The organism is Vreelandella sp. DA03-1M, assembly GCF_055725665.1.
Genome location: NZ_CM146798.1, coordinates 1,549,984 through 1,575,696 on the forward strand (window position 1 = coordinate 1,549,984; position 25,713 = coordinate 1,575,696).

Below are 25,713 nucleotides of genomic sequence, written 5' to 3' on the forward strand. Positions count from 1 at the left end.
GTGAAAGTGTCATTCGTTTTGCTCGCACATGAGAAGCCAGAACAGCTTAAAGATTTATTAGGGTCGCTACTGAGCGCTGGTAGTAACGTGTTTGTGCACCATGATGCCTCTAGTGGGGGCGATTTATCAGCTGCTGTGGCAGATTGGGGCTACGATCAACTGCCCGGCAATATTTATTTTGCTGAGCGTGTAAAAGTGGTGTGGGGTGAGTGGTCTATTGTGCAGGCTACCCTTAATTGTATGGCTGCCATTCAACAGCACGATGTGGACAGCGATTATTTTATGCTGATTTCTGGCTCGTGTATGCCGGTTAAACCGATACAGTTGCTTGAACACTTTTTAGCGGAAAGTGGCCAGGATCACATTGAAGCTGTCAATGCGGAAAAAAATAAATGGGTGACCGCAGGGCTTCAGAAACAGCGTTGGTCGAAGTACCATTTTTTTAACTGGCGTTACCAAACATTTTGGTTTGATTGGTCGCTTAAGTTACAGCGCAAGCTGAAAATAAAGCGTGCGATACCGCTGAATCATACGGCTCATATGGGGTCGCAGTGGTGGTGCTTACGGCGAAGTACTGTATTTAGCGTTCTTGATCTTTATCGCAGTCATCCGGCATTGAAGAAATTTTATCGGCGCACTTGGGTGCCCGATGAGCTTTTTTTTCAAACCATGGTGGCTAATCTCATACCCAATGAGCAAATTAGTGATGAATTAATCACTCGCTATAAGTTTAATAACTGGGGGGTTCCAAGGGTTTATTATGATGATGACTATCCCGAGTTATTAGGCGAAAATCGCTTTTTCGTTCGTAAGGTCAGTTATCGCGCTCACCAGCTTCGTGATCGCTTAGCTAGGATTGCGCCACTTGACATTAGTGAGTTTGCTAATTTGCTTGAAGGTGCTGAAGCCGAACGTCTCTACTTGGAAGAACGCTCTGCAATGTTGAGGGGAATTGAGCAGCATCGTTGGCATAGTCTTGATTCCAGCTATGAAAACCCCTATGACTATGTAAAATCTATCCCTAACCCGATGTTGATATTAATCGGATCTGAGCCCGAAACCAAATACCAAGCTTTGCTAGAATTAAATAAACTCCAGCACACCGTGGTATATGGAGACTTATTTGATAATACGGAGGTCGGTGCTGGTTATAGTCATCGGCATGGTTTGATAGCTGAGCCCGATGCGGTAACGTTAATGCAGCATCAGTGGCACCAGCAGTTAGGGGATATTGCTTTTCAGAATCCTGGTAAAACAATTATTTTCTCCCTTGGCGATAATGCTTTAAGATATTTGGAAATACTGCGCTGGAACAGTGACTGTCATGTAATAATGATAGACCGAAGTCGTGTTGCACCTATTAATAAAGCGCTTATGGAAGATCTTTATTTAAAAAGTAAAGTTCTTCATCTTTTGCAAAATAGAAACTGTGAATTGAGTCGTTTGTCACTACCATTAGTGGGAGAGCTTGTTGCTTCCCTTGATGGTAAATACACGACTTCTCGTTCCTTCAATAGCTTTCTGCGCTTTTATCAAGCCAAAGTCCGTTGGCCAGCGTTGCTTTCAGCTGAGCATAATCATTGGGATTTTTTAAAATCTATTTACTCAAAAATAGTTGTATTTGTCTATGATGAAGAGCATGCCTTAGAGGGCGTTCAAGAATTTTTAAAAGATAAGCTTGGTTCAGAGCTTTACCATGACCCATTCTCAGTTGCCTCCCAAGACGATAACTCTTTAGATTGGCACTATTACCTTGCTGATTTATCCCACTTGAATGCTAAAGTGAATCAAGGAGTGTTGGCATTCGCTTTAAATGTTTCTTCCATTGGCTACCTTGATACCTTGCGTTGGAAACGGAATCTAATGGTGGTGGCTTTAGAGGATGAAAAAGTACAGGATAAAAGTGCCAGTCAGCTGACGTTTACCCTCCGTGGTGCCCAGCAGGTTTATCAACGGGCCGCTAGTGGCCATGCGTTCCGGCGCTTGGATGTGTTAATGCGTGATAGGCGCTGCAGTTATGCGGCAGTCCCTCCCTTTGAGCAGCGTTGGATTGAGGAGGAACTGTATAGCTTCTTACAATTTTCACCCTTAAAAGTTAATGCTCCGTTAGCTGGTGATCCGATTAAGTTCTCTGCTTCTTAATATTTATTAGATGTTTTATTTTTTATACTGAAATTAATAGGTGAATCGTGAATTTATTAATTGTTGGAGGCGCTGGCTATATTGGTTCACATATGGTGAAGCAACTTAGTTTAGAGGGGCATAATGTTGTTGTACTGGATAACTTAACCAGTGGTTTCCGTGAATTGGCGTGTTACGGCGAGTTGGTGGTCGGTGATTTAGCCGATATTGTCTTGCTGGAAAATTTATTTAATCAATATGAGTTTGATGGTGTCATGCATTTTGCTGCCTGCAGTTTGGTGGGAGAGTCTGTGCAGCACCCAAGTAAATATTATCGCAATAATGTGGCTAATACGCTAAATTTGCTTGATGTCATGGTGCGCCACGGTGTGAAGCAGTTCATTTTTTCGTCGACAGCGGCTACTTTTGGTGAGCCTCATTATCTGCCTATTGATGAAGCTCATCCACAGCAGCCGATCAATCCATATGGTATGTCTAAGCTGATGGTTGAACGCATCTTAAGCGACTATGCCGCTGCCTATGGACTTAATTCCGTGTCGTTACGCTATTTCAATGCTTGTGGTGGGGACCCTGGTGGTGAGATTGGTGAATGTCATGATCCTGAAACACATTTAATTCCTATTATTCTACAAGCGGCTTCAGGTCGGCGTGAGGCTGTTACCGTTTTTGGCCGTGATTATGCGACAGAGGATGGTACCTGTGTCCGCGATTATATCCATATTGAAGATTTATGCTCTGCTCATGCTCTTGCCTTAAAGGCACTGTTGAATAAACAAATTATAGGGGCGAATGCTTATAATTTGGGCAATGGAGCGGGATTTTCTGTGCAGCAGGTGATCGATGCGGTTAGGCGTGTGGTGGCAGACGATGGCCGGGATATCGTGGTGCTTGAGGGGGAGCGGCGCTCAGGAGACCCGGCAACACTGGTCGCAGATTCAGCCCTTGTGCGAAAGGTGCTTGGTTGGTATCCCAACTTCTCGGCGTTGGACACTATTATCCAACATGCATGGGCATGGGAAAAAAAATTGGCTAAATTAGACTAGGAAAGCGATAGTTTTGACAATATCTTTAAGCGAAAAGGGCGGGTGTGATGAGCGATATAGTTGAGGCATTTTTTAGTGAGCAGCCGGATGTAAGCGTTATAAAGGAACGCGTCGCGTTCGGTACGTCTGGTCATCGAGGGCGTGCGACAGAGCGAACGTTTAATGCGGGACATATTATCGCCATTACTCAAGCTGTGGTCGACTATCGCCGAGAAGTGGATTATCAGGGGCCCCTTTTTTTGGCATTTGATACGCATGCGCTTTCCAGACCCGCGTGGCAGTGCGCATTACAGGTGTTAGCTGCGAATAAAGTGCCTGTAATGATTGAAAAAAATCATGGCTATACCGCTACTCCGTTAGTGAGCCGAGCGATTTTGCAGCATAACGCTATGCTAGGCGCCTCCTTGTCAGACGGTTTGATCATCACGCCTTCCCATAACCCGCCAGAAGATGGCGGGATTAAATATAATCCTCACCATGGCGGCCCTGCTGATACAGGCGCGACGGAATGGATTGAACAACGTGCGAATGCCTATCTATTGCGCCGGTTAAGCGATATCTCCCCTGTGCCCGTTGAAAATATGCTCGACTACGCACAGGAGTATGACTTTACCTCACATTATGTCGCTCAATTAGGGTCTGTCGTCGATATAACTGCGATTAAAAAAGCTAACCTGACTCTGGGTGTGGATCCTATGGGGGGGACTGCTTTGCCTGTTTGGCAGGCGATAGCCGAACATTATGGCCTGAACTTAGAAGTGGTTAATACCACTTTGGACGTCAATTTTGCATTTATGCCGCCAGATCATGACGGCAAAATTCGAATGGATTGCTCTAGCGCGGCGGCAATGGCCAACCTGCTTGAAATTAAAGACCGTTTCGATATCGCCTTTGGTAATGACCCTGATGCTGATCGGCATGGCATTGTTGATGCTAATGGTTTGATGAACCCTAACCATTTTTTGGCGGTGTGTGTGGATTACCTTATGGGGCATCGACCTGAATGGGCGGAGTCGCTAAAAGTAGGTAAAACATTAGTCTCTTCTTCAATGATTGACCGAGTGGTCGCCTCTCATGGGCGGGAGCTTTATGAGGTACCCGTGGGCTTTAAATGGTTTGTTGATGGGCTGCACGAAGGGTGGTTAGCGTTTGGTGGGGAGGAGAGCGCAGGGGCTAGCTTGCTTACTCGTGATGGTAAACCTTGGTCGACAGACAAAGATGGTATCGCGTTGTGCTTGTTAGCGGCAGAGATCACTGCGGTAACGGGGAAAACGCCTAGTGAGTATTACCGTTCGCTGACTGAGCGTTTCGGCGAGCCTTTCTATAAGCGAGTAGATACTGCTTGTACGCCTGAGGAAAAAGCAGCGTTCAAGCAGTTAAGTGCTGAAAGTGTCACAGAGACGATGCTAGCGGGTGATCCTATTACGGCGGTGTTGGTAAAAGCGCCTGGCAATGATGCCTCCATTGGTGGTCTTAAAGTAACGACCGATAATGGTTGGTTTGCCGCCCGGCCTAGCGGTACCGAATCGCTTTATAAAATATATGCGGAAAGCTTCAAAGGCCCTCAGCATTTAGATGAGCTAATTGAAAGTGCTGCCCGGCTACTTTCCGGTGTTTTGAGAGGATAAAAGTCTTATTAGTCTTCGATTATGGCAGGAGCTTAAAATTTATTTGGGCTTCTGCCTTTTTTGTCATCACGTTGTAAAACATAAGATTAAATGTTGAGAGGGTGGAAATGGCTCATCGCTTGCTTCATAAAATGAGTAGTTATCTGTTTATTTAGTCTATTAAGGAAGACACCATGGATGCCCCACTATCAGCGGTAAACCAACGTCTTTACACGCCTGCCAATGAACTAGCAGTTCACGCCATGAGGCTGCAGGCTCAGTCTCTACGCGACCTCATTGGCAATGGCCCAACGGCGAAGCAACGTGCTAAAGCACTGGCGTTTACCTTTGGCTCGCTTCATGTTGACTTCAGCAAGCAACGGCTTACCCAAAAAACAATAGCACTATTGATTGAATGGGCGCGCAGTTGCGGTATTGAAGCCAGGCGTCAAGCATTCTTCGCTGGGGAGATGGTTAACCCTTCCGAGCAGCGTGCCGCTTTGCACATGGCCGCAAGGTGGCCTGAAACGGCGACCCCTCCAGCAGGAATGGAGTACGCTGCTGCTTTTTGCCAGCAGCAGCGGGCGCGTATGGCTAAAATGGTTAAGCGTGTTCATGCAGGCGAATGGTTTGGGGCCACCGGTCAAACAATCACCAATATAGTGCATATTGGTGTTGGAGGTTCTGATTTGGGGCCAAAACTGATCAGTGAGTCATTAGCCGATCTTCCTAGTAGTACGAAGGTGGGCGTGCATTATGTTTCAACGATGGATGGGTCGCAGATTCTGCCTTTAATGGAGCGTTTGAATCCAGCGACTACCCTTATCGTGCTTGCTTCAAAGTCGTTCACTACGGCCGATACACACTTTAATGCGCGTACCGTGTTGGCTTGGCTAAGCAGTGCACTTGAGGTAGACGAGGCTACTATCTGTCGCTACCAGTTGATCGGTGTTTCTTCCAAGCCTGAAAAGATGACCACCTTTGGTATTCCTGAGTCTCATCAGTTGGTATTTAAGGAGTGGATAGGAGGGCGCTTTTCACTTTGGTCGCCTATTGGTATTAGTGTCGCTATGCAGCTGGGTACGGAATGTTTTGATGCATTATTAGATGGCGCTCATGCAATGGATCGCCACTTTATAGACACGCCATTGGCCACTAATTTACCTGCTTTGTTGGCATTAGTCGGCGCTTGGAATTGTCAGTTCCTTAATATTCCTACGCATGTGGTCTTACCCTACGATGGTCGTCTAAAAAGCCTGTCTGCTTATTTACAGCAACTAGAAATGGAGTCTAACGGGAAAAAGATTGGCTTAGATGGTCGTTCCGTTAATCATGCTACATGCCCCATTATGTGGGGGGACGTTGGGCCCAATGCGCAGCATGCTTTTTATCAACTGTTGCATCAGGGGGGGCATACGGTGAGCGCAGACTTTGTCGCTGTGGCTACGCGTGAAGTGAATGCGCCTGATAAAGTACAAGAGTCGTTAGCCTCTCAAGAGCAGCTAACACTAGCAAATTGCTTGGCACAAGCACAGCTTTTTGCGTTAGGGGATGAGGCTATTCCCGTAGCGCTCAAGGGACAAATTGCGCAAGGTTATCGTGGTAATCACCCTAATTCCTTCCTACTATTGAAGCAGCTAGATCCTTGGTCAATTGGTGCACTATTAGCGCTCTATGAGCATAAGGTGTTTGTTCAATCAGTTTTATGGAACTTGAATCCTTTTGACCAACCTGGTGTAGAGCTCGGTAAACAGTTAGCGACCAGTCTTTATCAAACGCTTGCTGATAAATCTGTTGAGCAGGAGAATGTAGAAGATCCCAGCACTACTCAACTTTTGGCTAAATTGAATGATTGGAAAAAAGCAGGGTAGCTTAAAATGTATTTTGAAAAGGAAGCCATTCGTGATGCAGGTACGCAAAGCAATTATACCCGTAGCCGGGTTTGGTACTCGTTTGTTGCCGATTAGTAAGGCCATTCCGAAAGAGATGGTACCCGTTGTTGATCGGCCATTGATACAACACGTAGTAGAGGAGGCGTTGGCAGCGGGTATCAATGAAATTATTTTGGTGACTCGAGCAGGAAAATCGGCCATTGAAGATCATTTTGATGCGCATTTTGAGCTTGAGCACTCGCTGGCCAGCAAGGGCAAGGATGCCCAGTTGCAAATCCTTTCGTCTATTTCCCCTAAAAAATTAAAGGTAACCAGTGTTCGCCAGCCGAGCGCAAAAGGCTTAGGTCATGCGATTTTTTGTGCCGCTTACCTGCTGGATAAGGATGAGCCGTTTGCGGTTATTTTGCCGGACGTACTGGTGAAGCCTCAAATTTCCTGTAGTACATGCGATTTAGGCAGCATGGTTGAACGTTGGAATGCTAAGCAGGTGGCGCAAATTATGGTGGAAGCTGTTCCCCATGAGGAGGTGTATCGTTACGGTATTGTAGACTGTGATGAGCCAGCCCCTGGTGAGAGTGCTGCTATGCGTGGTGTGGTAGAAAAGCCAAAGCCTGAAGATGCTCCCTCGCGTCTTTCGGTGATAGGCCGTTACGTATTGCCTTATCGCATTATGCAGCTGTTGGATGGCTTACCTCCAGGTGCTGGAGGCGAAGTCCAACTTACTGATGCTATCGATAGCTTAATGCAAGAAGGTGGATCCGTGGAGGCCTTTCGGATGTTGGGTCGTACTTTTGACTGCGGGCACATTGATGGGTGGCTAAAAGCCAATACCATGCTGGCGCGAGAAGCTGGCTATAAGGTTTAAGCGTTTTACTTACTAAAATGGGAACACGAGTGGCGTGATGATCAACACGGCAGCAGAGTAGGTGATACTGACAGGCAGCCCAATTTTGAGGAAGTCAGCCACTTGATAGCGTCCTGGTGAGTACACCATCAGGTGAGTTTGATAGCCAAAGGGAATCAAAAAGCACGCGCTGGCGCCATAGGCTACCGCCATTACAAAGGGGAGTGGGTCCGCTCCAAACGCTTGGGCAGTGCTCCAGGCGATGGGGAAGGCCAGGGCGGCAGCGGCGTTGTTTGTGACTGTTTCTGTCAACAGCAGCGTTAATAAATAGCACCCTATAAAAGCGGCGTAGATACCATAGCCACTGAATAAAGCCTGCATGCCGGTCACTAGCAGGCCTGCGGCGCCGGAATTTTCAAGTGCTTGGGCAATCGCTAATGCTGAGCCAATGATTAGCCATAACTCAAACGGGAAACGGCGGCGTAGTTCCGCGAAACTGATGACTTTCATGACGAGTAGCCCGCCTAAAAGCATCAACAGCCCATGAAATAAGGGCAGTAAATTGGCGGTGGCAAAGATGATAACCGCAGCGAATCCGCCTACCGTGAATAAGCTCTCTTTGTTGCTCAGCCGCGGCCGTGTGAAGCTGCCACTGAGCAAGTGGAAGTTGCGGTCTAGATTGCGGTGCTGCCGAAAATCAGCACTTACGGCCAGTAGTAAGCAGTCACCAACGCGGAGCGGGATTTTCCCTAGTTGCCCTTCCAGGCGTTTTTCCCCTCGTCGTATGCCCACCACGCCTGCACTGAACATGCTGCGGAAATCCACATCCTGCAGTGTTTTTCCGGGAAGCTCTGATTCATGAGAAATAACGACTTCCACGAGGTTTGTCGCGAGTAGGTTGTCAGCTTGATGTCCGAATAGCTGTAACCCTGGAAAGCGCTGTAAGGCCTGTACCTTGCCTGTTTCACCGGTGAAGACCAGCATGTCATTAGCCTGCAGCAGCTCGTCTGGAGCGACGGGGCTTATAAGCCTTCCTTGGCGTTCAATTTCTAGTAAATAGAGTCCCTCTAAACTGCGTAGACCGTTATCTTCAATGCTTTTACCGATCATCGGTGAGCTGGGATCAAGGTCAGCGGCTAAGAAGTAGGCAAGCTTCTCATTGGTATCTTCCAACCGGTGGTGTGGTAATGAATTGGCGCGCCACATCAGCACACATAGAGAAATTAAAGCAACGGGTATGCCGACTAGGCTAAATTGAAACATGCTCAACTCAGTACCGCTGGCACTAACATTGAAAGAGTTAACCACTAAGTTAGTGGAGGTGCCTACTAACGTTGTGATGCCGCCTAATATCGAAGCATAGGAGAGTGGAATTAACAGCCGCGAAGGTGCGATGCGTTGTTGGCGTGAAACCGCGCCTAAAAAAGCAGCCACCACGGCGGTGTTATTCAAAAACGCAGAGAGGATGGCGGTACTTCCCATCAGTCGCGCGGTGGCGAGACGAGGGTGGCCGCTCAATAAGTGCCGAGAAAGCCAGTCCAGTAAAGGTGAGCGCTCTAGTGCAAGCGAAACGAGCAGCAGCAGCAGTAATGTTGCAAGCGCTGGATTGGAAAACTGCATGAGTAGCGTGTTGGTATCTACAAAGCCTAGCACTAGAAAAATACCTGCTAGCGTAACAAAGGCAATGGCCGGTTTTACCTTGCCACTAATGAGTAACGCAAGTAAGGCAATAATCGATACGAGTACAGTCCAGGGGGTCATGGTGGGTCCTTATGAACCAGTAAAGACGTTGTGTACTTGATGGATTTTACGCAGGCTTATATGATGGTGTCTAATGATTGATAAAAATAGTATTTTATTTTGCCTTTAATTTGTTTTAAAACAAAAGGTTATGATAAATTTTGAATGCAAAACATTTATCGCCTGGATCGTTGAATGAGCGCCGAAAACAAGCGGTTCGGTTGCGTTTAGATGGGCATACTGTCTTGAAAGTTACTCAACAAACAGGGCTTTCTGCGCCCACTGTGTCGGCTGCGTGGAAAGCTTTTCGTGAGGGCGGGTGGGCGGCAGTGCCAGTCAAAACACGCGGGAGGTTGAAGGGGCAGGCGAATGTACTCGATGCTTCTTTTCAGGAGGTGCTTTGGCAGGTACTTAACCAAGCACCTCCTGATGACGCGCCTGCCTGGAGCAGTGCCGGGTTGGCTGATTGGTTAAAAGAAAATCACAATCTTGAGCTGACACAGCGTGCGATAGAGCACTGGTGGGAAAGCGAAGGACTAAAACATGAGCCTTGGCCGTTGGTGCGTTTTGCAAAGCAACGTTCACAGCAGGGGCGGTGGTATCGTCAGTCCGTAGAGCCGCTATTTTCTAAGACCAAAGAGGCTACCCAGCGTTGGCAAGTTGGTGTACGGCGAATCGCACATCCCTCTCGGTCGGTATATCAATTTTATTTGCATGGAGTTCGTGGTCGGTTACTGATGCGTTGTTTTGAACGACCGCCGGTAGCAGCCGACTATGTGTCTTTATTTAAAGCGTTGAGCCGGCAGGGTCCCGGGGTGGTGGTGTTTCATGGGGCGTTGCTTGAGGTAAGTCCTGAAGTTAAACAATGGCTAGCAGAGCAGCCTGCGTTTTGGCTAGTACCAGTGCCGAGAAACTTGGCAATAACAGCTTAAACACTCAGCACTTTTACCATGGGTTTTTAAGACAGTGCCGCTATGGCTTCTTGAGAACAAATTTTTAAACAACATTGGGACAGATGATGACATCACTTACCCATCTACAGCGTCTGGAAGCAGAAAGCATTCAGATTATGCGCGAAGTGGTTGCCGAGACTGAAAACCCGGTAATGCTTTATTCCGTTGGGAAAGATTCAGCGGTTATGCTGCACTTAGCGCGTAAAGCGTTCGCTCCTGCTCCGCCACCGTTTCCGCTCCTGCATGTAGATACGCGCTGGAAGTTCCGTGCTATGTACGAATTCCGTGACCACATGGCGGAAGATATTGGCATGGATCTGCTGGTGCATATCAACCCGGAAGGTATCGAAAAAGATATTAATCCGTTTACCCACGGCTCGGCTATTCACACTGATGTGATGAAAACTGAAGGCTTGAAGCAGGCGTTGGATAAATACGGATTCGACGCGGCCTTTGGTGGTGCTCGTCGCGATGAAGAGAAGTCGCGTGCCAAAGAGCGCATTTTTTCATTTCGCACAGCTCAGCACCGTTGGGATCCGAAGAATCAACGCCCAGAGTTGTGGAAGCTTTACAACACACGTAAACATGCCAAAGAATCGATTCGCGTTTTTCCGATCTCCAACTGGACCGAGCTGGATATTTGGCAGTACATTTACCTCCAGAACATTCCTATTGTGCCGCTTTACTATTCAGCCGAGCGTCCAGTAGTAGAGCGTGATGGTGCGCTCATTATGGTGGATGACGAGCGTATGCCGTTAGAGCCTGGTGAAGTGCCTATGATGCGTAAAGTACGTTTCCGTACCTTGGGTTGCTATCCGCTGACGGGGGCTATCGAATCCGAAGCTGATACCTTGCCGGCAATTATTCAAGAAATGCTGTTGACCAAGACGTCGGAACGTCAGGGCCGGGTAATTGATAACGATAGCGCGGCATCCATGGAGAAGAAAAAGCAAGAGGGGTATTTTTAATGTCTCACTCATCTGACCTAATTGCCGACGATATTGAAGGTTACCTGAAAGCTCATGAGCATAAAGGGCTGCTACGCTTTATTACCTGTGGAAGCGTAGATGATGGTAAAAGTACGCTTATTGGTCGCTTATTGTTTGAGTCAAAGCTGCTATTCGAAGACCAGTTAGCGGCGATTGAAGCAGATTCCAAGAAATACGGCACTCAGGGCGGCGATATGGATTTCGCGCTGCTCGTAGATGGCTTGGCTGCTGAGCGTGAACAGGGTATCACCATTGATGTGGCGTACCGTTTTTTCTCTACTGAGAAGCGGAAGTTCATCGTAGCGGATACCCCAGGGCACGAGCAATACACCCGTAATATGGTGACGGGAGCTTCGACGGCGGACGCGGCTATTTTGATGGTCGATGCGCGCTACGGTATTTTGACGCAAACTCGTCGACATAGCTTTTTGATGTCAGTAATGGGCATGCGTCACGTGGTTGTTGCCATCAATAAGATGGACTTAGTGGACTACTCAAAAGCCCGCTTTGATGAGATCAAAGAGGAGTACATTGCGTTTGCTAAGCAGCTTGGTCTAGAAAATATCACTTTCATACCAATGTCGGCTTTAAAGGGTGATAACGTTATTGAGCAGAGCGCGAAGATGCCTTGGTATCACGGCACCACGCTCATGGGCTATCTGGAAACGGTTGAGCTAGATGCTGAACACCTTCAGCGTTCCCCTTTCCGTATGCCTGTACAGTGGGTTAACCGTCCTAACCTCGACTTCCGCGGTTTTAGTGGCATGGTTGCTAGCGGAGTGATTCGCCCCGGCGATGAGATTCGTGTTCAGCCATCGGGTAAAAGCAGTACCGTGGCAAGTATATACACGATAGATGGTGATTTGGACGAGGCGGTCGCAGGGCAGTCAGTGACACTGTTATTGGAAGATGAGATTGATATCTCCCGTGGCGATGTTATTTCAGGCGTGGATCACCCCGCTCATACTGCTGACCAGTTTGAAGCGACTCTAGTGTGGATGCATGAGTCACCGCTTTTAGCAGGTCGTCCTTATTTAATGAAGCTGGGGACTCAGACGGTGTCGGCTACCGTTACTGATATTAAGTATCAGATTAACGTCAATACCCTTGAACACATGGCCAGTAAGCAGCTTGATTTAAATGGTATCGGCATATGTACACTGAGCCTGAATCGTGCGGTAGCTTTTGATGCCTATAAAGATAATCAGGATACCGGTGGTTTTATCCTGATTGACCGGATGACCCACAACACTGTGGGTGCTGGTATGCTGCATTTTGCTTTGCGCCGCAGCCAAAATATTCATATGCAGCATGTGGATATTGATAAAGAAGCGCGCGCGTTAGCGAAGGGCCAGAAACCGGCCGTACTATGGTTTACCGGGCTATCAGGGGCAGGTAAATCTACCATTGCTAACCTTGTAGAGAAGAAGCTGTTTGCAAACGGACAGCATACTTATCTGCTGGATGGGGATAACGTACGTCATGGTTTAAACCGTGACTTGGGCTTCACCGATGCTGATCGTGTTGAGAACGTGCGCCGCGTTGCTGAAACCACTAAGTTGTTGGTTGATGCTGGGCTAATCGTGATGTCCGCGTTTATTTCACCTTTCCGCAGTGAGCGCCAAATGGCGCGTGACTTGCTGGACGAAGGTGAGTTTATCGAAATTTATGTTGATGCTCCTCTTGGTGTTGTTGAAGCGCGCGATCCTAAAGGCCTTTATAAAAAGGCGCGACGTGGTGAGCTTAAGAACTTCACGGGTATCGACTCTGTATATGAAACGCCTGAAGCCCCCGATGTTCACCTTAAAACATCAGAAATGAGTGCTGAAGAAGCAGCCGACACGGTGATTGATGCGCTGCGTCAACGGGGCTTGATTAGTTAAATAAACGCACGCGATTTGTTGTCATATATTGGCTGCCAAGTGTCGGAGAACCATCCTTCACTTGGTGGCCTTTTTATAAGGGATTGAGGACATGATTGATCAAACTTTGCTAAACGATGTTGAGCAGATTGCCCGTAATGCGGGTAGTGCGATTATGAAGGTCTACGCTCGTGAGTTTAGCGTGGAAGAGAAGGAGGATAAAAGCCCGTTAACTGAAGCCGATAAAGCTGCTCATGAGATTATTATGCGCGGACTTGAATCTCTATCGCTTCAACTTCCTATCCTTTCAGAAGAGGACGCAGAAGCTTTTACTGGCGTGGATAGCGATGGCCGTTATTGGTTGGTTGATCCACTGGATGGCACTAAAGAGTTCATTAAGCGTAACGGTGAATTTACCGTTAATATTGCGCTGATTGAGAACGGGAAGCCAGTGTTAGGTGTTGTTACAGCGCCTGCGCTAGATATAGCGTATGTAGCGGCAGAAGGAATAGGAGCATTCAAAATCGATGCTGATGGCCAGCGAGAAGCCATTCAAGTAGCAGGTCAGCCTGACCCACAAACTATCTGGCGTGTAGTGGGAAGTCGCTCACATCCAAGCCCAGACTTAGCCGAGTGGTTGGAGCAGCTAGGAGAGCATGAGATGTTGCCGATGGGTAGTTCTCTCAAGCTGTGTTTGATCGCTGAAGGTAAAGCCGACGTCTATCCACGTTTAGGACCTACTTGTCTTTGGGATACAGGTGCTGCACACGCTGTGGTGATTCAGGCGGGTGGGCGTGTAGAAACGTTGGAGAGCGTGCCACTAAGTTATGCGACTCCAAGTGAAAAGCTCAACCCCTATTTTATTGTATGGGGGCACTAAACTAACTTGGCAGCGGGCGCTTGCTCTGAAGGGTCTTTACTTTTTACTTATACTTTTAATTGGTAGAACAAGGTGTTGAGTGCGGTTAAGTAGGTTGAGCAAGACAATGGCTCGCTCTTCACCTTTGCAGCGTGTGAATACCGCCTCTATATCTTTGAAGGGACCTTCATTGATGGTGATTTCCTCACCGGCCCTAAAATAGGTGTGAATGCCTTCTAGATGATGTGGCTGAGAACGCAGTGTTTCGACGAGCTGTGAAGGAATCGTAGCAGGTCTGTCGCCAAAGGTGAGTAGGCGCAGGACTCCTCGGGTGGAACGAATAGGCCGCCAATTGCTGACCACTTGATCTAAACAGATAAATAGGTAGTAGGGAAATAGGGGCTGGGTCACTTCTTTGAGCCTGCCCTGGTGTTTGCGTTGAATAGTTAGAACCGGGTGGAAAACCTCATAACCTTGATTGGTGAGATGTTCGGCGGCGCGAAATGATTCGCCTCCTTTGCATTGTATAACATACCAGCAAGCTATAGCGCCTTGCTGGTTGCTGACAGCGTCCATACATCTCCTTAGGGCTAGCCAAATTTAATATAGTTAAAGAGATTACGGTAACACTGCGGTTAATGCATCTAGCGTTTGGTCAATGTGTGCTTGGGTGTGGTCACATGAAAGGAAGAAGCGCAGCCGCGCGCTTTTTTCAGGCACTGCCGGGTGCAGGATCGGTTGCACGTTGATCTGCTGTTCCAATAGCCCGTGGGAGACCCTTGCTGCTGCCGCAGAGCTGCCAATAATCACCGGCACGACGGCAGCCCCGATGCTTTGGCCAGTATCCAAGCCGCGGGCGGTGGCCTGCTCGAGGAAGTAGCGCGAAATAGCGTGCAGACGCTGAACACGCTCGGGCTCTTGCTGCATGAGTTGCAGCGCCGCCAGCGAAGGGGCTGCCACTTGCGCGGGCATGCCTACGCTGTAGAGAAAACCGGGCGCCAGATAGCGCAAGGTCTCCACCAGTGGCTTGCTGCCAGCGATATAGCCGCCGCAACCTGCCAAGGCCTTGCTCATGGTACCCATCCAGATGTCCACATCGCGCGGGTCGATATTGAAATACTCGCGCAGACCCAGGCCAGTGTCGCCCATGACCCCAAAGGAGTGGGCTTCGTCGACCATCAGCCACGCTTGGTAGCGCTGCTTTAGTTCGATAAAGCGCGGCAGCTCCGGGATGTCGCCATCCATGCTGTAGAGCCCTTCGATCACCACCAGCACGCGTTCAAACTGATGCCGATGACGGGCCAGCAGGGCTTCCAGGGCGGCCGGGTCGTTATGGCTAAACGACATGCGCTTGGCGCCAGAAAGCTGTGCGCCGACGAGGGAGCTGTTATGGATATACTCGTCGTGGAGCACTAAATCTTTAGGCCCCAGCAGGTGCCCTAGCGTGGAGACGTTAGTGGCGTGACCGCTCACAAACACCACCGCATCTTCAACGCCGTAGGCCGTAGCCAGGGCCTGTTCCAGCTCTTGGTGGATAGGCCGTTCGCCGGATACCACGCGACTGGCGGAGACCGAGGTGCCGTAGCGGGCCACGGCATCGCAGGCGGCCTGATTGATACGCGGGTCGCCTGAGAAGCCGAGGTAGTTATAGCTGGCAAAGTTGATGCAGGTCTGCCCATTAATCACGCTGGTCGCCCCAGCGGTGCCTTCGTGTACCTTGAAGAACGGGTCGACCAAGCCGAGCTGATCGGCGGCCTGACGCATCATGGCAATTTGCTGATAGCCGGGTTGTGCATCAAAGCGTGTAAAGCGCTCAGGCACTGAGCGCTGCTCAGCCCCTTGCCCATTGGATGACACCGTGGTGCTGCTGGCAGCACGCGGCGCGGTGCGTTTGCGTGCTTGTTCCAGAAGCTGCTGTTTCAGTTCAGAGCGCTTGGCGGTCATAGTGTCTCAGTTGCAGATAATGAAGAAGCAGACGCAGTGTTTAATCCTTCGGTGCCGTGCTGGGCTGCCAGTGCGGCTATCGCATTTTGCGGAGGTTCTTCAACATCGTCGTGCTGATGCATTTTCTGAATAAGCACGCCCGCGAGTTTGTCGAGCGTCGATGCTTCGCTGAGCACCATGACTGACACCTGAACGCCCAAGCGGTTCTCGATGGCGGTCATTAGCTCGACGCCCATTAGGGAGTCAAATCCCATGTCGTAGACCGAACGGTGGATATCGAGCTTCTCTTCATCAATTAGTAAAATGCTGGCCAGTTCGGCGCGCAGTAAGTCGGTGATCGTACTGTGTAGCTCCTCTGGCGAGAGGTTGGCCAGCAGGGCGCTGATGTCGTCGTCGGCATCGACGCTGCTAACATCGTCGCTGGCACGGGCAATTTCATTAAAGCGGGGCGCTTCAGCGGTGGGTAGGAAGCGAGCAAGCGCCCCCCACTCCAGCTCCAGAACGCCCAGGCTTGGCCCTGGGGTCAGCAGCATTTGCTCGAGCACATTCAGCGCGTCATCCGAACGTAGTGCCGAGCCGCCCAGACGCTCTTGCAGCGCATCCCGGGTGCGGGTGTTGCGAGCCAGGAAACCGACATCTTCAATGGCGCCCCAGCGTACGCAGGTCGCCGGTAAGCCAGCGGCGCGGCGGTTAGCGGCAAAGGCTTCTAGCCAGTGATTGGCGGCGACGTAGTTAGCCTGACCGGGGTTACCGAACAGCGTGGTGGCCGACGAGTAGAGCACGAAAAAGTCCAGCGCCGTTTCACGGGTTAGCGCATCAAGGTGGCGGGCACCGTCGATTTTGGGCGCCAACACTTTCTGAATACGTGCGGCATCCAGGTTGCGGATTAGACCATCGTCGATCACCGTGGCGGCGTGCACTATGCCGCGTAGCGGTGCGAGTTCAGTCTTGGCACGCTTCAGTACCGCGGTTAGAGCCGCGCGGTCGGTAATATCGCAGGCCGCAGCCACTACCTTGACGCCCTGCTGCTCGAAGGCCGCCATGGCTGCTTGGGCTTCTTCGCTGGCAGGGCCGCTGCGGCTAAGCAGAATCAGCTGCCGCGCACCTTTCTCTACTAACCATTGAGCGGTTCTTAACCCGAAGCCACCCAGGCCGCCGGTCACCAAGTAGCTGGCATCCGCTGAAAGCTGTATCGCTGCCGTGCCCAATACGTCGTTCTGGGGTGGCGCGATGGGCTGTTCATAGGTCACCACGACCTTGCCGATTTGACGCGCTTGCTGCATATAGCGGAAGGCGTCGATCACTTGCGTGTGGCTGAACGAGGTAAACGGCAGCGGGCTCAAGGTGCCGTCGTTAAACAGCGCCATCATTTCGCCAAACAGGCGTTGGGTGAGCGCGGGCTGCACCTTCATTAGCTGATCGGAGTCGATACCGAAGTAGCTGAGGTTATTGCGGAACGGGCGCAGGCCAATATGGGTGTTTTCGTAGAAATCGCGTTTGCCCAGCTCCAGGAAGCGGCCGAACGGGCGCAAGGCGCGCAGGTTCTGGTTGATCGCTTCTCCGGCGAGCGAGTTAAGCACCACATCCACGCCTTCGCCCTGGGTGTCTTCCAGGATCTCTTCGGCAAAGGTGAGCGAGCGCGAGTCATAGAGCCGATCGATGCCCATCAGACGCAGGAAGTCGCGCTTCTCTTCGGAGCCCACCGTGGCGTAAATTTCCGCGCCTAGCCACTGGGCGATTTGCAGCGCGGCGATACCTACGCCACCCGCGGCGCCGTGAATCAAGACTTTTTCGCCGGGTTCTAAGCGCGCCAAGTGCTTAAGCGCGTAGTAGACCGTGAAGAAGGTGGTTGGGATCGTGGCGGCCGCGGCAAAGCTGATGCCTTCCGGCAGCGGGGCAACGGCGTGCTGGCTGGCGATCACCTTATCGCTAAAGCTGGCAGGGCCGAAGCCGACTACCGCCTGGCCAGGCGTCACGTGGGTGACGTTGCTACCCACGGATTCGACCACGCCCGCAAATTCGAGGCCCAGGGTCGGCCCCGCGAAGCCGTTCTCAATCGCTTCATCGGAGAGCAGGCCCAGGGTGTACATCACATCGCGGAAGTTAAGCCCGGTGGCTTTAACGCTGATGGCCACTTCGTCAGCATTGGCTGGCGGTAGCGGGCGAGGGCGCCACGTTAACTGGCGCAGCTGCCCAGGCATGGTAAAGCCTAGCGTCATCGCTTGCTGTGGCTGTTGGGTCTGCTCGTTAGTCGGTGCTACCGCCGCCGGGCGCGGCGCGGGCAGGGTGCGCAGCCGAGTGGCAAAGCGGTGGCCCTGATGATCGATCAGCGCTTCGTTTTCGCTATCCGGCTGAGCCAGCAGCGTGGCCCAGGCGTTTAGCGCTGGCTCGCTGATCGTTGTCGGTACATCCAGCAGATAGACGTTATGGCCGACGGCTTCGTTGGCCAGCGAGCGGCCAAAGCCCCAGAGCGCGGCATCGCCGGGCGCCTCGTTAGCGCTAGTGGCGGGCGTTGCCTGCCAGAGCGCACTAAGGCCGTGGGTTACTAGCCATAGGGAGGCGGCCAGCGACTGCTGCTCTAACGCCAGCGTCCACTTAAGGGCGTGATTACAGCGGGCGGTTTGCGCTTCAGTGCTGTTAGCCCCCAGGCCACGCAGGTCAATGACATTGAGCGTTTGCTCTGAGTGATTAGCCAGTGCCGGTTGCGTTAATGCGTGAGCCAGCAGTTCAGCGGGTTCGCTCTGGCTAATGCTGAGCAGCGCGGAAGCGTCGTGCGATTGCAGTGCCTCGACGAGAGTGGCCGCCAGCGCTTCATTGTTTTGATCGGCGACCACCAAGTGACGCCGTTGAGTCACGGTGGACTCATCTTCGTCCGCGGCTAACGGATAGTGGGCGTGGAGCAGGTAGGCACCGCTCTCGCTCTCTTCCAGCGCCATGGGCGTGGAAACCACAAAGCCTTGATCGTTTAGCCAGCCGATCAGCGTCGCTTGCTCCAGCGCGGTTTGATCGATGCCGGGTGTGGCCAGCAGGTCATCCAGCCAGCGGCTCGGGGCGATACCAATCAGCATGACCTGGGCGCCTGGCGCTAGCTGCGCGGGCAGTGCTTCTACCAATTGGCGCGTGGCGGCGGGATGGGTGATATCCACGCTGACAAACGCTACTTGGGCTTTTTCAACGCCCGTGGGGGCGGTTAACGCTGCAGTATCGTTTTGGTCAAGGTGCTGCATATCCATCAGCGGGAAGCGTTCTTGCAACTGCTCCACCTGATGACGCGTGCTATCGAGGGTGGTGATCACGCGGTAATGGGTAAGGTCGTGGTAAAGCGCTTGGGTGCTGCGTTCCAGTAAGCGTTCGCCCAACGCAGGCGCACTGGGGCCCGCTTCAAGGAATTGCAAGCGCTGCCCACCGGGGAGCTCTGTTATCAGCGCATCTATTAACTCGCCTAGCTCGCCTGCCAACGCCTGCCAGCCACTTTCGCCCACCAGTACGCGGTTCAAGCGCGCAAGGTGTTCCTGGCTAATGCCCAGCGTTTCAAGATCGCTGCTGCCGCTGCGCAGCGCTTGTTGGTGAAGCCCTAAACGGCCCACCAGATGGATAGGCGCAAAGTAATCGGGGTAGTCCTGCACCAGCAGTTGCCAGATAACGTCAGGCGAGTGCTGTGCGCCTTCTGAATCAGTATCGGTTTCTGCGTCCGGGCGCTGCTGAGCAAAGGCTTCACTGAGGCTGTCCAGCAGCGGGGCGACTTCGTTGCCATAGCGATGGCCGGTGCCCTTACCGTAAATAGTGGCAATATCGGCTAGGCGGGCCAGCGCCTCGGCGGGCAGTGCCAGTGGTTCTGAACGCAGTGGTGCCGGGGTCAGTTCCACATCCAAGTAGCTGAAATGCTGATGATGCGCGCGGTTAAGACGAATCGCTTTGAAGCGGGTTTTACTCAATACCGCAACCGCATTGCCGGCGGCGTCATACAGCTCGAAATCGGCGGTAAAGGAGTGCGGTGCGCGCTTGCCCATCACCGCACGGGCGATCACCGGCGCGCCCGCCTGGGTATTGACTTGAATGCGTCCCACACGCACCGGTACAAAGGCCAACTGGGCGGCGAACTCGCTATGTTGGGCCAACAGCGGGATAAACATCTGGAAGGCGCTATCCAGAATGCCGGGATGTACGTGCAGCGTGCTGAGTTGCGCCTGTACATCATCCGACAAGGCGATTTCACCTATGACCGCATCGCCCTCAATCCAGCCTTTGGAAATGGCCTGGAAGGCGGGGCCGTAGTGCAGGCCGATACGCTCGGCCATCTGCAGGTGCTCTTCGAGCGTGTAGTCCGGCGCGCGGGAAGGTAGCGGTGGGGCCTTACGGTTAAGCAGGAACCCCCGGCTTTCGCGCATGGTGCGGGCCACGGCGTTCAACTGCCACTCACTGCCGCTGGCGGGCTCGCGGGAGTGGATCTCCAGGCGGCCATCTTCCGGCAGGTAGGTTAACCGCATGGCACGGCCATGGGGACCGTCCAGCAGCAGCGGGGCGCGAATTTCCAGCTCTTCGATATCCAGCAGTGGGCTGTCTTTTAGCTGTAGTGCTGCGGCCAGGGTCAGTTCCACAAAACCGGCACCGGGGAAGACGGCGCCTTCACCCACCACGTGATCCGCCAGCCAGGGCTGTCGCTGGGTATCGAGCTGACTTTCCCAGGTGTGTTCGTGCTGCGCCAGCGGGTAGCCCAGCAGCGGGTGCTGGTAGTAGCGCGTAAGCAGCCCTTGACCGTCGTTAGTGCCTTGTACCCAGTGATGACTACGCTGCCAGGCATAGCGTGGTAGCGGCACGCGTTGTCCTACTACTGGCAGGTGGCGGCTAGCCAAATCAAGACCGCTAAGCAGCAGTTGGCCTAAGCAGCGTTGCAAGCCTTCAAAGCCCGGTTTATGGCGTTCAATGGTGCCGAATACCAGACCGGGGCGCTCCAGCTGGCGCAGTGACTCATTGAGGTAGCGGCGCAGAATGGGGTGAGCGCCAATCTCTACAAAGACATTATGACCTTGCTCCATCAAGGCGCTAGCGGCAGCGTCAAACAGCACCGGCTCACGAATGTTTTTCCACCAGTAGGTGGCATCCAACTCAAGCCCGTCGCTTAGTTCGCCGGTCACGGTGGAGTAGTAGGGGATCTGTGTCGTGCGTGGCGTGATATCTGCCAGCGCGTTGATCACGCCTGCTTTAATACTGTTCATTGCTGGACTGTGGAAGGCGTAATCCAGCGGTAGGCGCTTGGCAAAAATGTCTTGCCCACTTAGCGCGGCTTCCAAGGCACTCAGTTGCCGGCTATCGCCCGCCAGGGTAATGCCTTTAGGGCTGTTGATGCCGGCCAGGCAAACCTTGCTGTATTCGGGGTTTTCGAGCCACTCGGCGATGTCGTCGGCGCTCATGGCCACGGCGGTCATTTCGCCTTGGCCGCGGGTTTTGCCCTGATAGTCGCTGCGGTAGAAAATCACTTTCACCGCATCTTCCAGGCTCAGCGCACCGCTGGCCCAGGCGGCGGCCACTTCACCTACGCTATGGCCGAACACCGCAATGGGGGTAATGCCTTGCTCACGCAACCACTCGGTCAGCGCTACTTGCAGGGCAAACAGCGCGGGCTGGGCAATCTCGGTCAGCGCGAAGCGATTATCGTCGTCTTGCCCATTACGGCCTTCCAGCTCGGCGCGCAGCGAGAAATCACCGTGCTGCTGAAAGAGGGTGTCGACGTGGTCAATCGCGGCGGCGAAAGTCGGGGACTCGCTGAGCAGGTCGCGGCCCATGGTTTCCCACTGGCAGCCGTTGCCATCGTATACAAATACCGGCCCGACCGCGTTAGGCAGGCGCTCGAGGGTGGTGATGTCGTTATTTTCACCGCCAGCAAATTCGCTGAGCAGCGTGGCCGCTTCGTCCGCGGTTTGGGCAAACAGCAGCGCGCCATGGCGATGGCGTTCGCGGTGGTGGAACAGCGTATAGGCGATGTCGTATAGGCTGATCTCGCTACTTTTGTGTGAGGCGTTCTCACGCAAATAGTGGGCGAGCGTTTCGGCACTTTGGGTAAGCGCTTCAGCGCTGCGGGCACTAAGACGAATCGGCAGCGTCGAACCAGGTGCCTGCGGCTCGGGTTTGCTCCGCTCGGGCGGGCTTTCCAGAATCACGTGGGCGTTGGCCCCGCCGAAACCAAAAGAGTTAATGCCGATAACGAGGCGGCCCTCTTTTTTCAGCGGCTGGCCTTTGGTGACGACTGATAAATTCAACTCATCAAACTTGATGCGCGGATTAAGCTTACGAATGCCAATGGTGGCAGGCACTTCGCGGTGCTGAATGCTGTAGAGCGCCTTGGCGAGACCCGCTACGCCGGAAGCCGTTTCCAGGTGGCCCAGGTTACTTTTCACCGAGCCGATCAGCAGCGGTGTTTTACGGTGCTGGCCGAGCGCTTCGCCAATCGCACGGGTCTCTATGGGATCGCCCACGGCGGTGCCGGTACCGTGAGCTTCCAGGTAGTCGATCTCGTCCGGCGAGATGCCCGCCTGCTGGTAGGCGCGTTTCATCAGGTCAATCTGAGCGCTGGGGTTAGGTACCGTCAGGCCGGATTTATGGCCATCCGTATTGACCGCCGAGCCTGCCACGACGGCAATAATGTTGTCGCCGTCGGCGACCGCCTGGTCGTAATCCTTGAGCAGGAAAATGCCAGCCCCTTCCGATCGCACATAGCCGTCACCCGCTTCGTCAAATACCTGGCAGCGGCCGGTGGGCGAGAGCATGCTGGCTTTGGAGAAGATGATAAAACCGTAGGGGTGCAGGTGAAGGCTGATGCCGCCCGCCAGCGCCATGTTGGTTTCCCCACTGCGAATCGATTGGCAGGCTTGGTGAAAGGCCACCATGGAAGACGAGCAGGCGGTATCCAGCGACATGCTGGGGCCATGCAGGTCAAACACGTAAGACAATCGATTCGAGGCGATGCTGGAGGTATTGCCGGTGGCCGTGGAAGCGTCAATGGCCGACATGTCGTCCGCTAAGCGGTACGAGTAGTCGAGACTGGCGACACCTAAAAATACCCCACACTGGCTGCCGCGCAGGGAGCTGGGCAGAATGCTGGCGTCTTCCATGGCTTCCCAGGTGAGCTCCAATAGCATGCGCTGCTGGGGGTCCATGTTGGCCGCTTCACGGGGTGAAATACCAAAAAACTCAGCGTCGAACCCGCTGATATCGCCCAGGCTACCGGCGGCAAAGGTCACGCTGGTGCCAGGATGGCGTTTATCCGGGTGCAAATAGGCCTCGTGGCTCCAGCGATCGGCGGCCACTTCGGTCACTAAATATTTTTCGGCTTGCAGGTCCTGCCAGAACGTTTCAGGGGTGGTGCCGGGGAAACGATGGGCGGCGCCGATGATGGCAACGCGTTTAGTCATTCTTGCTCCTGAGGTTCTGGTTCTGCCTTGATCACATCGCTATTCATAGCATGTCCAAACACCTGTTTGAACAGTTGGACACCAAGCTCGTTTGCGGCTAGCTCAAATGGCTCTCTCGCTGCTGCCAGACTGGCCGTTGCCATCTGTTCAGTTGACCATATCATGTAGGGGGTGCGGCTATCAGGGGGCGTAAAGTGTGTGTACGCCTCCGGTAGAATCGGCACATGATCCCCATACCATCCTAGCAGCCCCGGTCGCTTTGCCGTATTTAGCGAATTTTTAACGCTGGCCAACATCTTGTCGGATTCACTTAAATGGTGCAAATAGACCGCGAGGTCACGCAGATGACCGGGCAGTGGCCAGGGCGCATTGGGCAGCGTGTTAGCTAACGTCGTCTGGTTGGGTGCTTCCAAATGTAGCGGACCGTGATTTTCCATGGTGATGACAAAGATAAAGAGCGGCCTATTATCGTCATCTTCAAGCAGGCGTCCAATCTTTCGTGCAACTGCTAAGTCGCTAATGTAATGGCCGCTTTTATCGCAGCTCTCGAAAGCATTGATATCTATAAAGTGATCAAAGCCTAATAGGGGGATTACCTTGTGACGAAAATAGAAGCTCGCCAGGTATGGGTGCACACACACGGTGCGGTAACCCGCCGCTTTCAGCGCACTCGCCAAACTGGGTCGCGGATGGCGTGAAAGGGTGCGATAGGGATTGAATTGGCGTGCGCCCCACTGGTCGGGGGGGATGCCGGTTAATACCGCGCACTCGGTACGCACGGTATTGGCGCCCCACGCGGGCACATTCAGTGCGCCGTGTTGTAGGGCTTTGGTGCGGGTATTGTCATAATGGCGAAGCAGATTGGCATCGACCTCCTCACACCAAGGGCGCGGGTCGAAAAACGATTCACTCTGCACCAGTACTATGTTTGGCAATGTCTGGTTTGGCAGTGTTTGGTTAGGCAGAATTTGCTCATCTTTAGATGCTTTAGCCACCTCGGTTAAGTGATAAAAAGGCGACTGTTCTGGCGTTGGAATAGGTGAGCGCATCAGCGCCATACCGTATGCCCATAGGCTGGCAAACAGTCCTAGACGCTGCAGGTCTTGAGTGGGTTGCAGGGTAATGGCGGGCAGCTTGGGTGTGCTGAAAGAGAGCAGCAGTACGCCGATGGCGATGACCTCAAACGCGCTGATTAAAAAGCGGCTAGCGCCCTCGCTCGTGACGAGCGAGGTTTCCCAGTAGAAAAAAGCTCCAACGGCAACGGCCGCCGCGCTGCTGGCAGCAATCGCCAAGCCAACTCCGAAAAAAGGCACGTATAAGCGCGGATGCAGAAGGGCGTCCCAGAAGTATTCAAAGTCGTGGCAAATAAACGGTTCGTTGAGGGTGTTCGACTTGGTGTTGCTCGACTGTACGACGACGAGCTGTAGCGAGAGGAATACCATGACCGCGAACCAGGGACGCTGCAGCAGCAACACTAATAGACCGAACAGCAGCACCCATGAGCCCGCATGCACGCCATTAGCCGCCACGCCGCGCTGCCAGAAGGGGCGCGGCCGCGGTTTGAGCAGGGCTTCGAATCCACCGCTTAGTAACAGGCCGATTAGCAGTGGCCACATCAGCGCGCTAATCATGGGGCGTGCCTGCTGAGTGATTAAAGCCCAGGCGTTTAATTAGCCACTGCGAAACGGCGGCGGGTAGCACCGCTAACCACCAGGTGCCGAAATTAAGCGGAAAGGGGAAGCTTACCCGTGCGCGGTTAGCGGTAATGCCGCGCTTGATGACGTTGGCGGCGCGCTCAGGCGGCCACTCCCACGGTTTGGGGCCGGGCATGGCGTCGCACATGGGCGAGGTCACATAGCCGGGCATCACGACAGTCACTCCAATGCCATGGGGGGCGAGCAGCCCGCGCAGCCCTTCGCCGTAGGCTTTAATGCCTGCCTTGCTGGCGCTGTAGCTGGGCGTGGTGGGCAGGCCGTGCCACGCGGCAAGCGAGCTGATCAACACCAGTTGGCCGCTGCCGCGAGCCTGCATGGCGGGCACTAGGTGTTGCACCATGGCGATGGGCGTTTTCAGGTTAATATCCAGCAGCGCCTGCACGTCTGCCCAGGGCTCTAAAATAGCGGGGGCTTGGGGGTGGGTGTTTTTGCCCGCATTGGCAATCACGATATCCGGTACCTGCCCGGCGCAAAGGTCGTCTAGCCAGCTTTTTAAAGCGTGGTCATCGGTTAGCGTAATGGTCGAGAGTGTGACCTGGGCACCTTGCTGGCGACAGATCGAAGCCAGCGCTTCAAGCGTTTCTAATTGCCGGCCGTGCAGTACGAGATGGGTGCTGGGGGCGGCATAGGCGCGGGCTAGCGCCCCGCCAATCGCACCCGTAGCGCCAGTGATCAGCACGCAGCGTGAGCGTTGAGATTGGCTCACAGCCTCTT

15 protein-coding genes are annotated in these 25,713 nt (G+C 53.0%); 9 read left to right on the forward strand and 6 right to left on the reverse strand.

The features are described 5' to 3' along the window. The 5 genes from ACXUPB_RS07140 (at nucleotide 1) to ACXUPB_RS07160 (ending at nucleotide 7,549) form a co-directional block, all read left to right on the forward strand. Complete coding sequence (locus ACXUPB_RS07140; protein WP_350359592.1) at nucleotides 1–2,142, forward strand: beta-1,6-N-acetylglucosaminyltransferase; 2,142 nt, start codon at nucleotides 1–3, stop codon at nucleotides 2,140–2,142. A gap of 47 nt (nucleotides 2,143–2,189) precedes the next feature. Then, nucleotides 2,190–3,185 carry a UDP-glucose 4-epimerase GalE gene (galE, locus tag ACXUPB_RS07145; protein WP_281662163.1) on the forward strand — a complete coding sequence of 332 codons (996 nt, stop codon included), beginning with the start codon at nucleotides 2,190–2,192 and terminating at the stop codon, nucleotides 3,183–3,185. A 47-nt stretch (nucleotides 3,186–3,232) separates the two neighbouring features. Then, nucleotides 3,233–4,813, forward strand: a complete 1,581-nt coding sequence (gene pgm, locus ACXUPB_RS07150) for a phosphoglucomutase (alpha-D-glucose-1,6-bisphosphate-dependent) (protein ID WP_035566772.1) — start codon at nucleotides 3,233–3,235, stop codon at nucleotides 4,811–4,813. 173 nt (nucleotides 4,814–4,986) lie between these two features. Beyond that, entirely contained in the window at nucleotides 4,987–6,663 is a 1,677-nt protein-coding gene (pgi, locus tag ACXUPB_RS07155) for a glucose-6-phosphate isomerase (RefSeq protein ID WP_179916203.1), read from the forward strand. A gap of 31 nt (nucleotides 6,664–6,694) precedes the next feature. Next, nucleotides 6,695–7,549 carry a sugar phosphate nucleotidyltransferase gene (locus ACXUPB_RS07160; protein WP_179916262.1) on the forward strand — a complete coding sequence of 285 codons (855 nt, stop codon included), beginning with the start codon at nucleotides 6,695–6,697 and terminating at the stop codon, nucleotides 7,547–7,549. Nucleotides 7,550–7,561: 12 nt separating this feature from the next. Here ACXUPB_RS07160 and ACXUPB_RS07165 read toward each other — a convergent pair whose 3' ends face one another. Continuing rightward, nucleotides 7,562–9,289: an SLC13 family permease gene (locus ACXUPB_RS07165; protein ID WP_035566768.1), complete on the reverse strand. Its 1,728-nt coding sequence runs from the start codon at nucleotides 9,287–9,289 to the stop codon at nucleotides 7,562–7,564. A 140-nt stretch (nucleotides 9,290–9,429) separates the two neighbouring features. Between ACXUPB_RS07165 and ACXUPB_RS07170 the strand changes: the two genes are divergently transcribed. The 4 genes from ACXUPB_RS07170 to cysQ all read left to right on the forward strand — a co-directional run bounded on the left by ACXUPB_RS07170 (nucleotide 9,430) and on the right by cysQ (nucleotide 13,952). After that, nucleotides 9,430–10,200, forward strand: a complete 771-nt coding sequence (locus tag ACXUPB_RS07170; RefSeq protein WP_179916202.1) for a helix-turn-helix domain-containing protein — start codon at nucleotides 9,430–9,432, stop codon at nucleotides 10,198–10,200. Between the two features lie 86 nt (nucleotides 10,201–10,286). After that, nucleotides 10,287–11,189: a sulfate adenylyltransferase subunit CysD gene (gene cysD, locus ACXUPB_RS07175; protein ID WP_179916201.1), complete on the forward strand. Its 903-nt coding sequence runs from the start codon at nucleotides 10,287–10,289 to the stop codon at nucleotides 11,187–11,189. After that, a complete protein-coding gene (gene cysN, locus ACXUPB_RS07180) occupies nucleotides 11,189–13,093 on the forward strand; it encodes a sulfate adenylyltransferase subunit CysN (protein WP_035566760.1) in 1,905 nt (634 codons plus the stop codon). The genes cysD and cysN overlap by 1 nt, the downstream gene beginning before the upstream one ends. A gap of 91 nt (nucleotides 13,094–13,184) precedes the next feature. Beyond that, nucleotides 13,185–13,952 (forward strand): 3'(2'),5'-bisphosphate nucleotidase CysQ, encoded by a 768-nt coding sequence (gene cysQ / locus ACXUPB_RS07185; protein ID WP_472956030.1) that lies wholly within the window; start codon nucleotides 13,185–13,187, stop codon nucleotides 13,950–13,952. A 36-nt stretch (nucleotides 13,953–13,988) separates the two neighbouring features. Here cysQ and rfaH read toward each other — a convergent pair whose 3' ends face one another. From rfaH to ACXUPB_RS07210, 5 genes are read right to left on the reverse strand one after another with little or no spacing between them, the layout of a single operon-like run. Beyond that, entirely contained in the window at nucleotides 13,989–14,507 is a 519-nt protein-coding gene (gene rfaH / locus ACXUPB_RS07190) for a transcription/translation regulatory transformer protein RfaH (RefSeq protein WP_179916199.1), read from the reverse strand. Nucleotides 14,508–14,549: 42 nt separating this feature from the next. Beyond that, nucleotides 14,550–15,875 carry an aminotransferase class I/II-fold pyridoxal phosphate-dependent enzyme gene (locus tag ACXUPB_RS07195; protein WP_472956033.1) on the reverse strand — a complete coding sequence of 442 codons (1,326 nt, stop codon included), beginning with the start codon at nucleotides 15,873–15,875 and terminating at the stop codon, nucleotides 14,550–14,552. Next, entirely contained in the window at nucleotides 15,872–23,284 is a 7,413-nt protein-coding gene (locus ACXUPB_RS07200) for a type I polyketide synthase (protein WP_472956036.1), read from the reverse strand. Before ACXUPB_RS07200 ends, ACXUPB_RS07195 begins: the two co-directional genes overlap by 4 nt. Continuing rightward, entirely contained in the window at nucleotides 23,281–24,915 is a 1,635-nt protein-coding gene (locus tag ACXUPB_RS07205; RefSeq protein ID WP_472956038.1) for an LTA synthase family protein, read from the reverse strand. The genes ACXUPB_RS07200 and ACXUPB_RS07205 overlap by 4 nt, the downstream gene beginning before the upstream one ends. Next, nucleotides 24,908–25,705, reverse strand: coding sequence for an SDR family NAD(P)-dependent oxidoreductase (locus tag ACXUPB_RS07210; RefSeq protein WP_472956040.1), 798 nt, complete (start codon nucleotides 25,703–25,705; stop codon nucleotides 24,908–24,910). Before ACXUPB_RS07210 ends, ACXUPB_RS07205 begins: the two co-directional genes overlap by 8 nt. Nucleotides 25,706–25,713 lie beyond the last annotated feature (8 nt).

Bases quoted from the DNA above. Each gene is read 5' to 3' on its own strand.
- pgm (WP_035566772.1), top strand. From the start codon at position 3,233: ATGAGCGATATAGTTGAGGCATTTTTTAGTGAGCAGCCGGATGTAAGC.
- pgi (WP_179916203.1), top strand. From the start codon at position 4,987: ATGGATGCCCCACTATCAGCGGTAAACCAACGTCTTTACACGCCTGCC.
- ACXUPB_RS07165 (WP_035566768.1), bottom strand. From the start codon at position 9,289: ATGACCCCCTGGACTGTACTCGTATCGATTATTGCCTTACTTGCGTTA.
- cysD (WP_179916201.1), top strand. From the start codon at position 10,287: ATGACATCACTTACCCATCTACAGCGTCTGGAAGCAGAAAGCATTCAG.
- cysN (WP_035566760.1), top strand. From the start codon at position 11,189: ATGTCTCACTCATCTGACCTAATTGCCGACGATATTGAAGGTTACCTG.
- cysQ (WP_472956030.1), top strand. From the start codon at position 13,185: ATGATTGATCAAACTTTGCTAAACGATGTTGAGCAGATTGCCCGTAAT.
- rfaH (WP_179916199.1), bottom strand. From the start codon at position 14,507: ATGGACGCTGTCAGCAACCAGCAAGGCGCTATAGCTTGCTGGTATGTT.
- ACXUPB_RS07195 (WP_472956033.1), bottom strand. From the start codon at position 15,875: ATGACCGCCAAGCGCTCTGAACTGAAACAGCAGCTTCTGGAACAAGCA.
- ACXUPB_RS07200 (WP_472956036.1), bottom strand. From the start codon at position 23,284: ATGACTAAACGCGTTGCCATCATCGGCGCCGCCCATCGTTTCCCCGGC.
- ACXUPB_RS07205 (WP_472956038.1), bottom strand. From the start codon at position 24,915: ATGATTAGCGCGCTGATGTGGCCACTGCTAATCGGCCTGTTACTAAGC.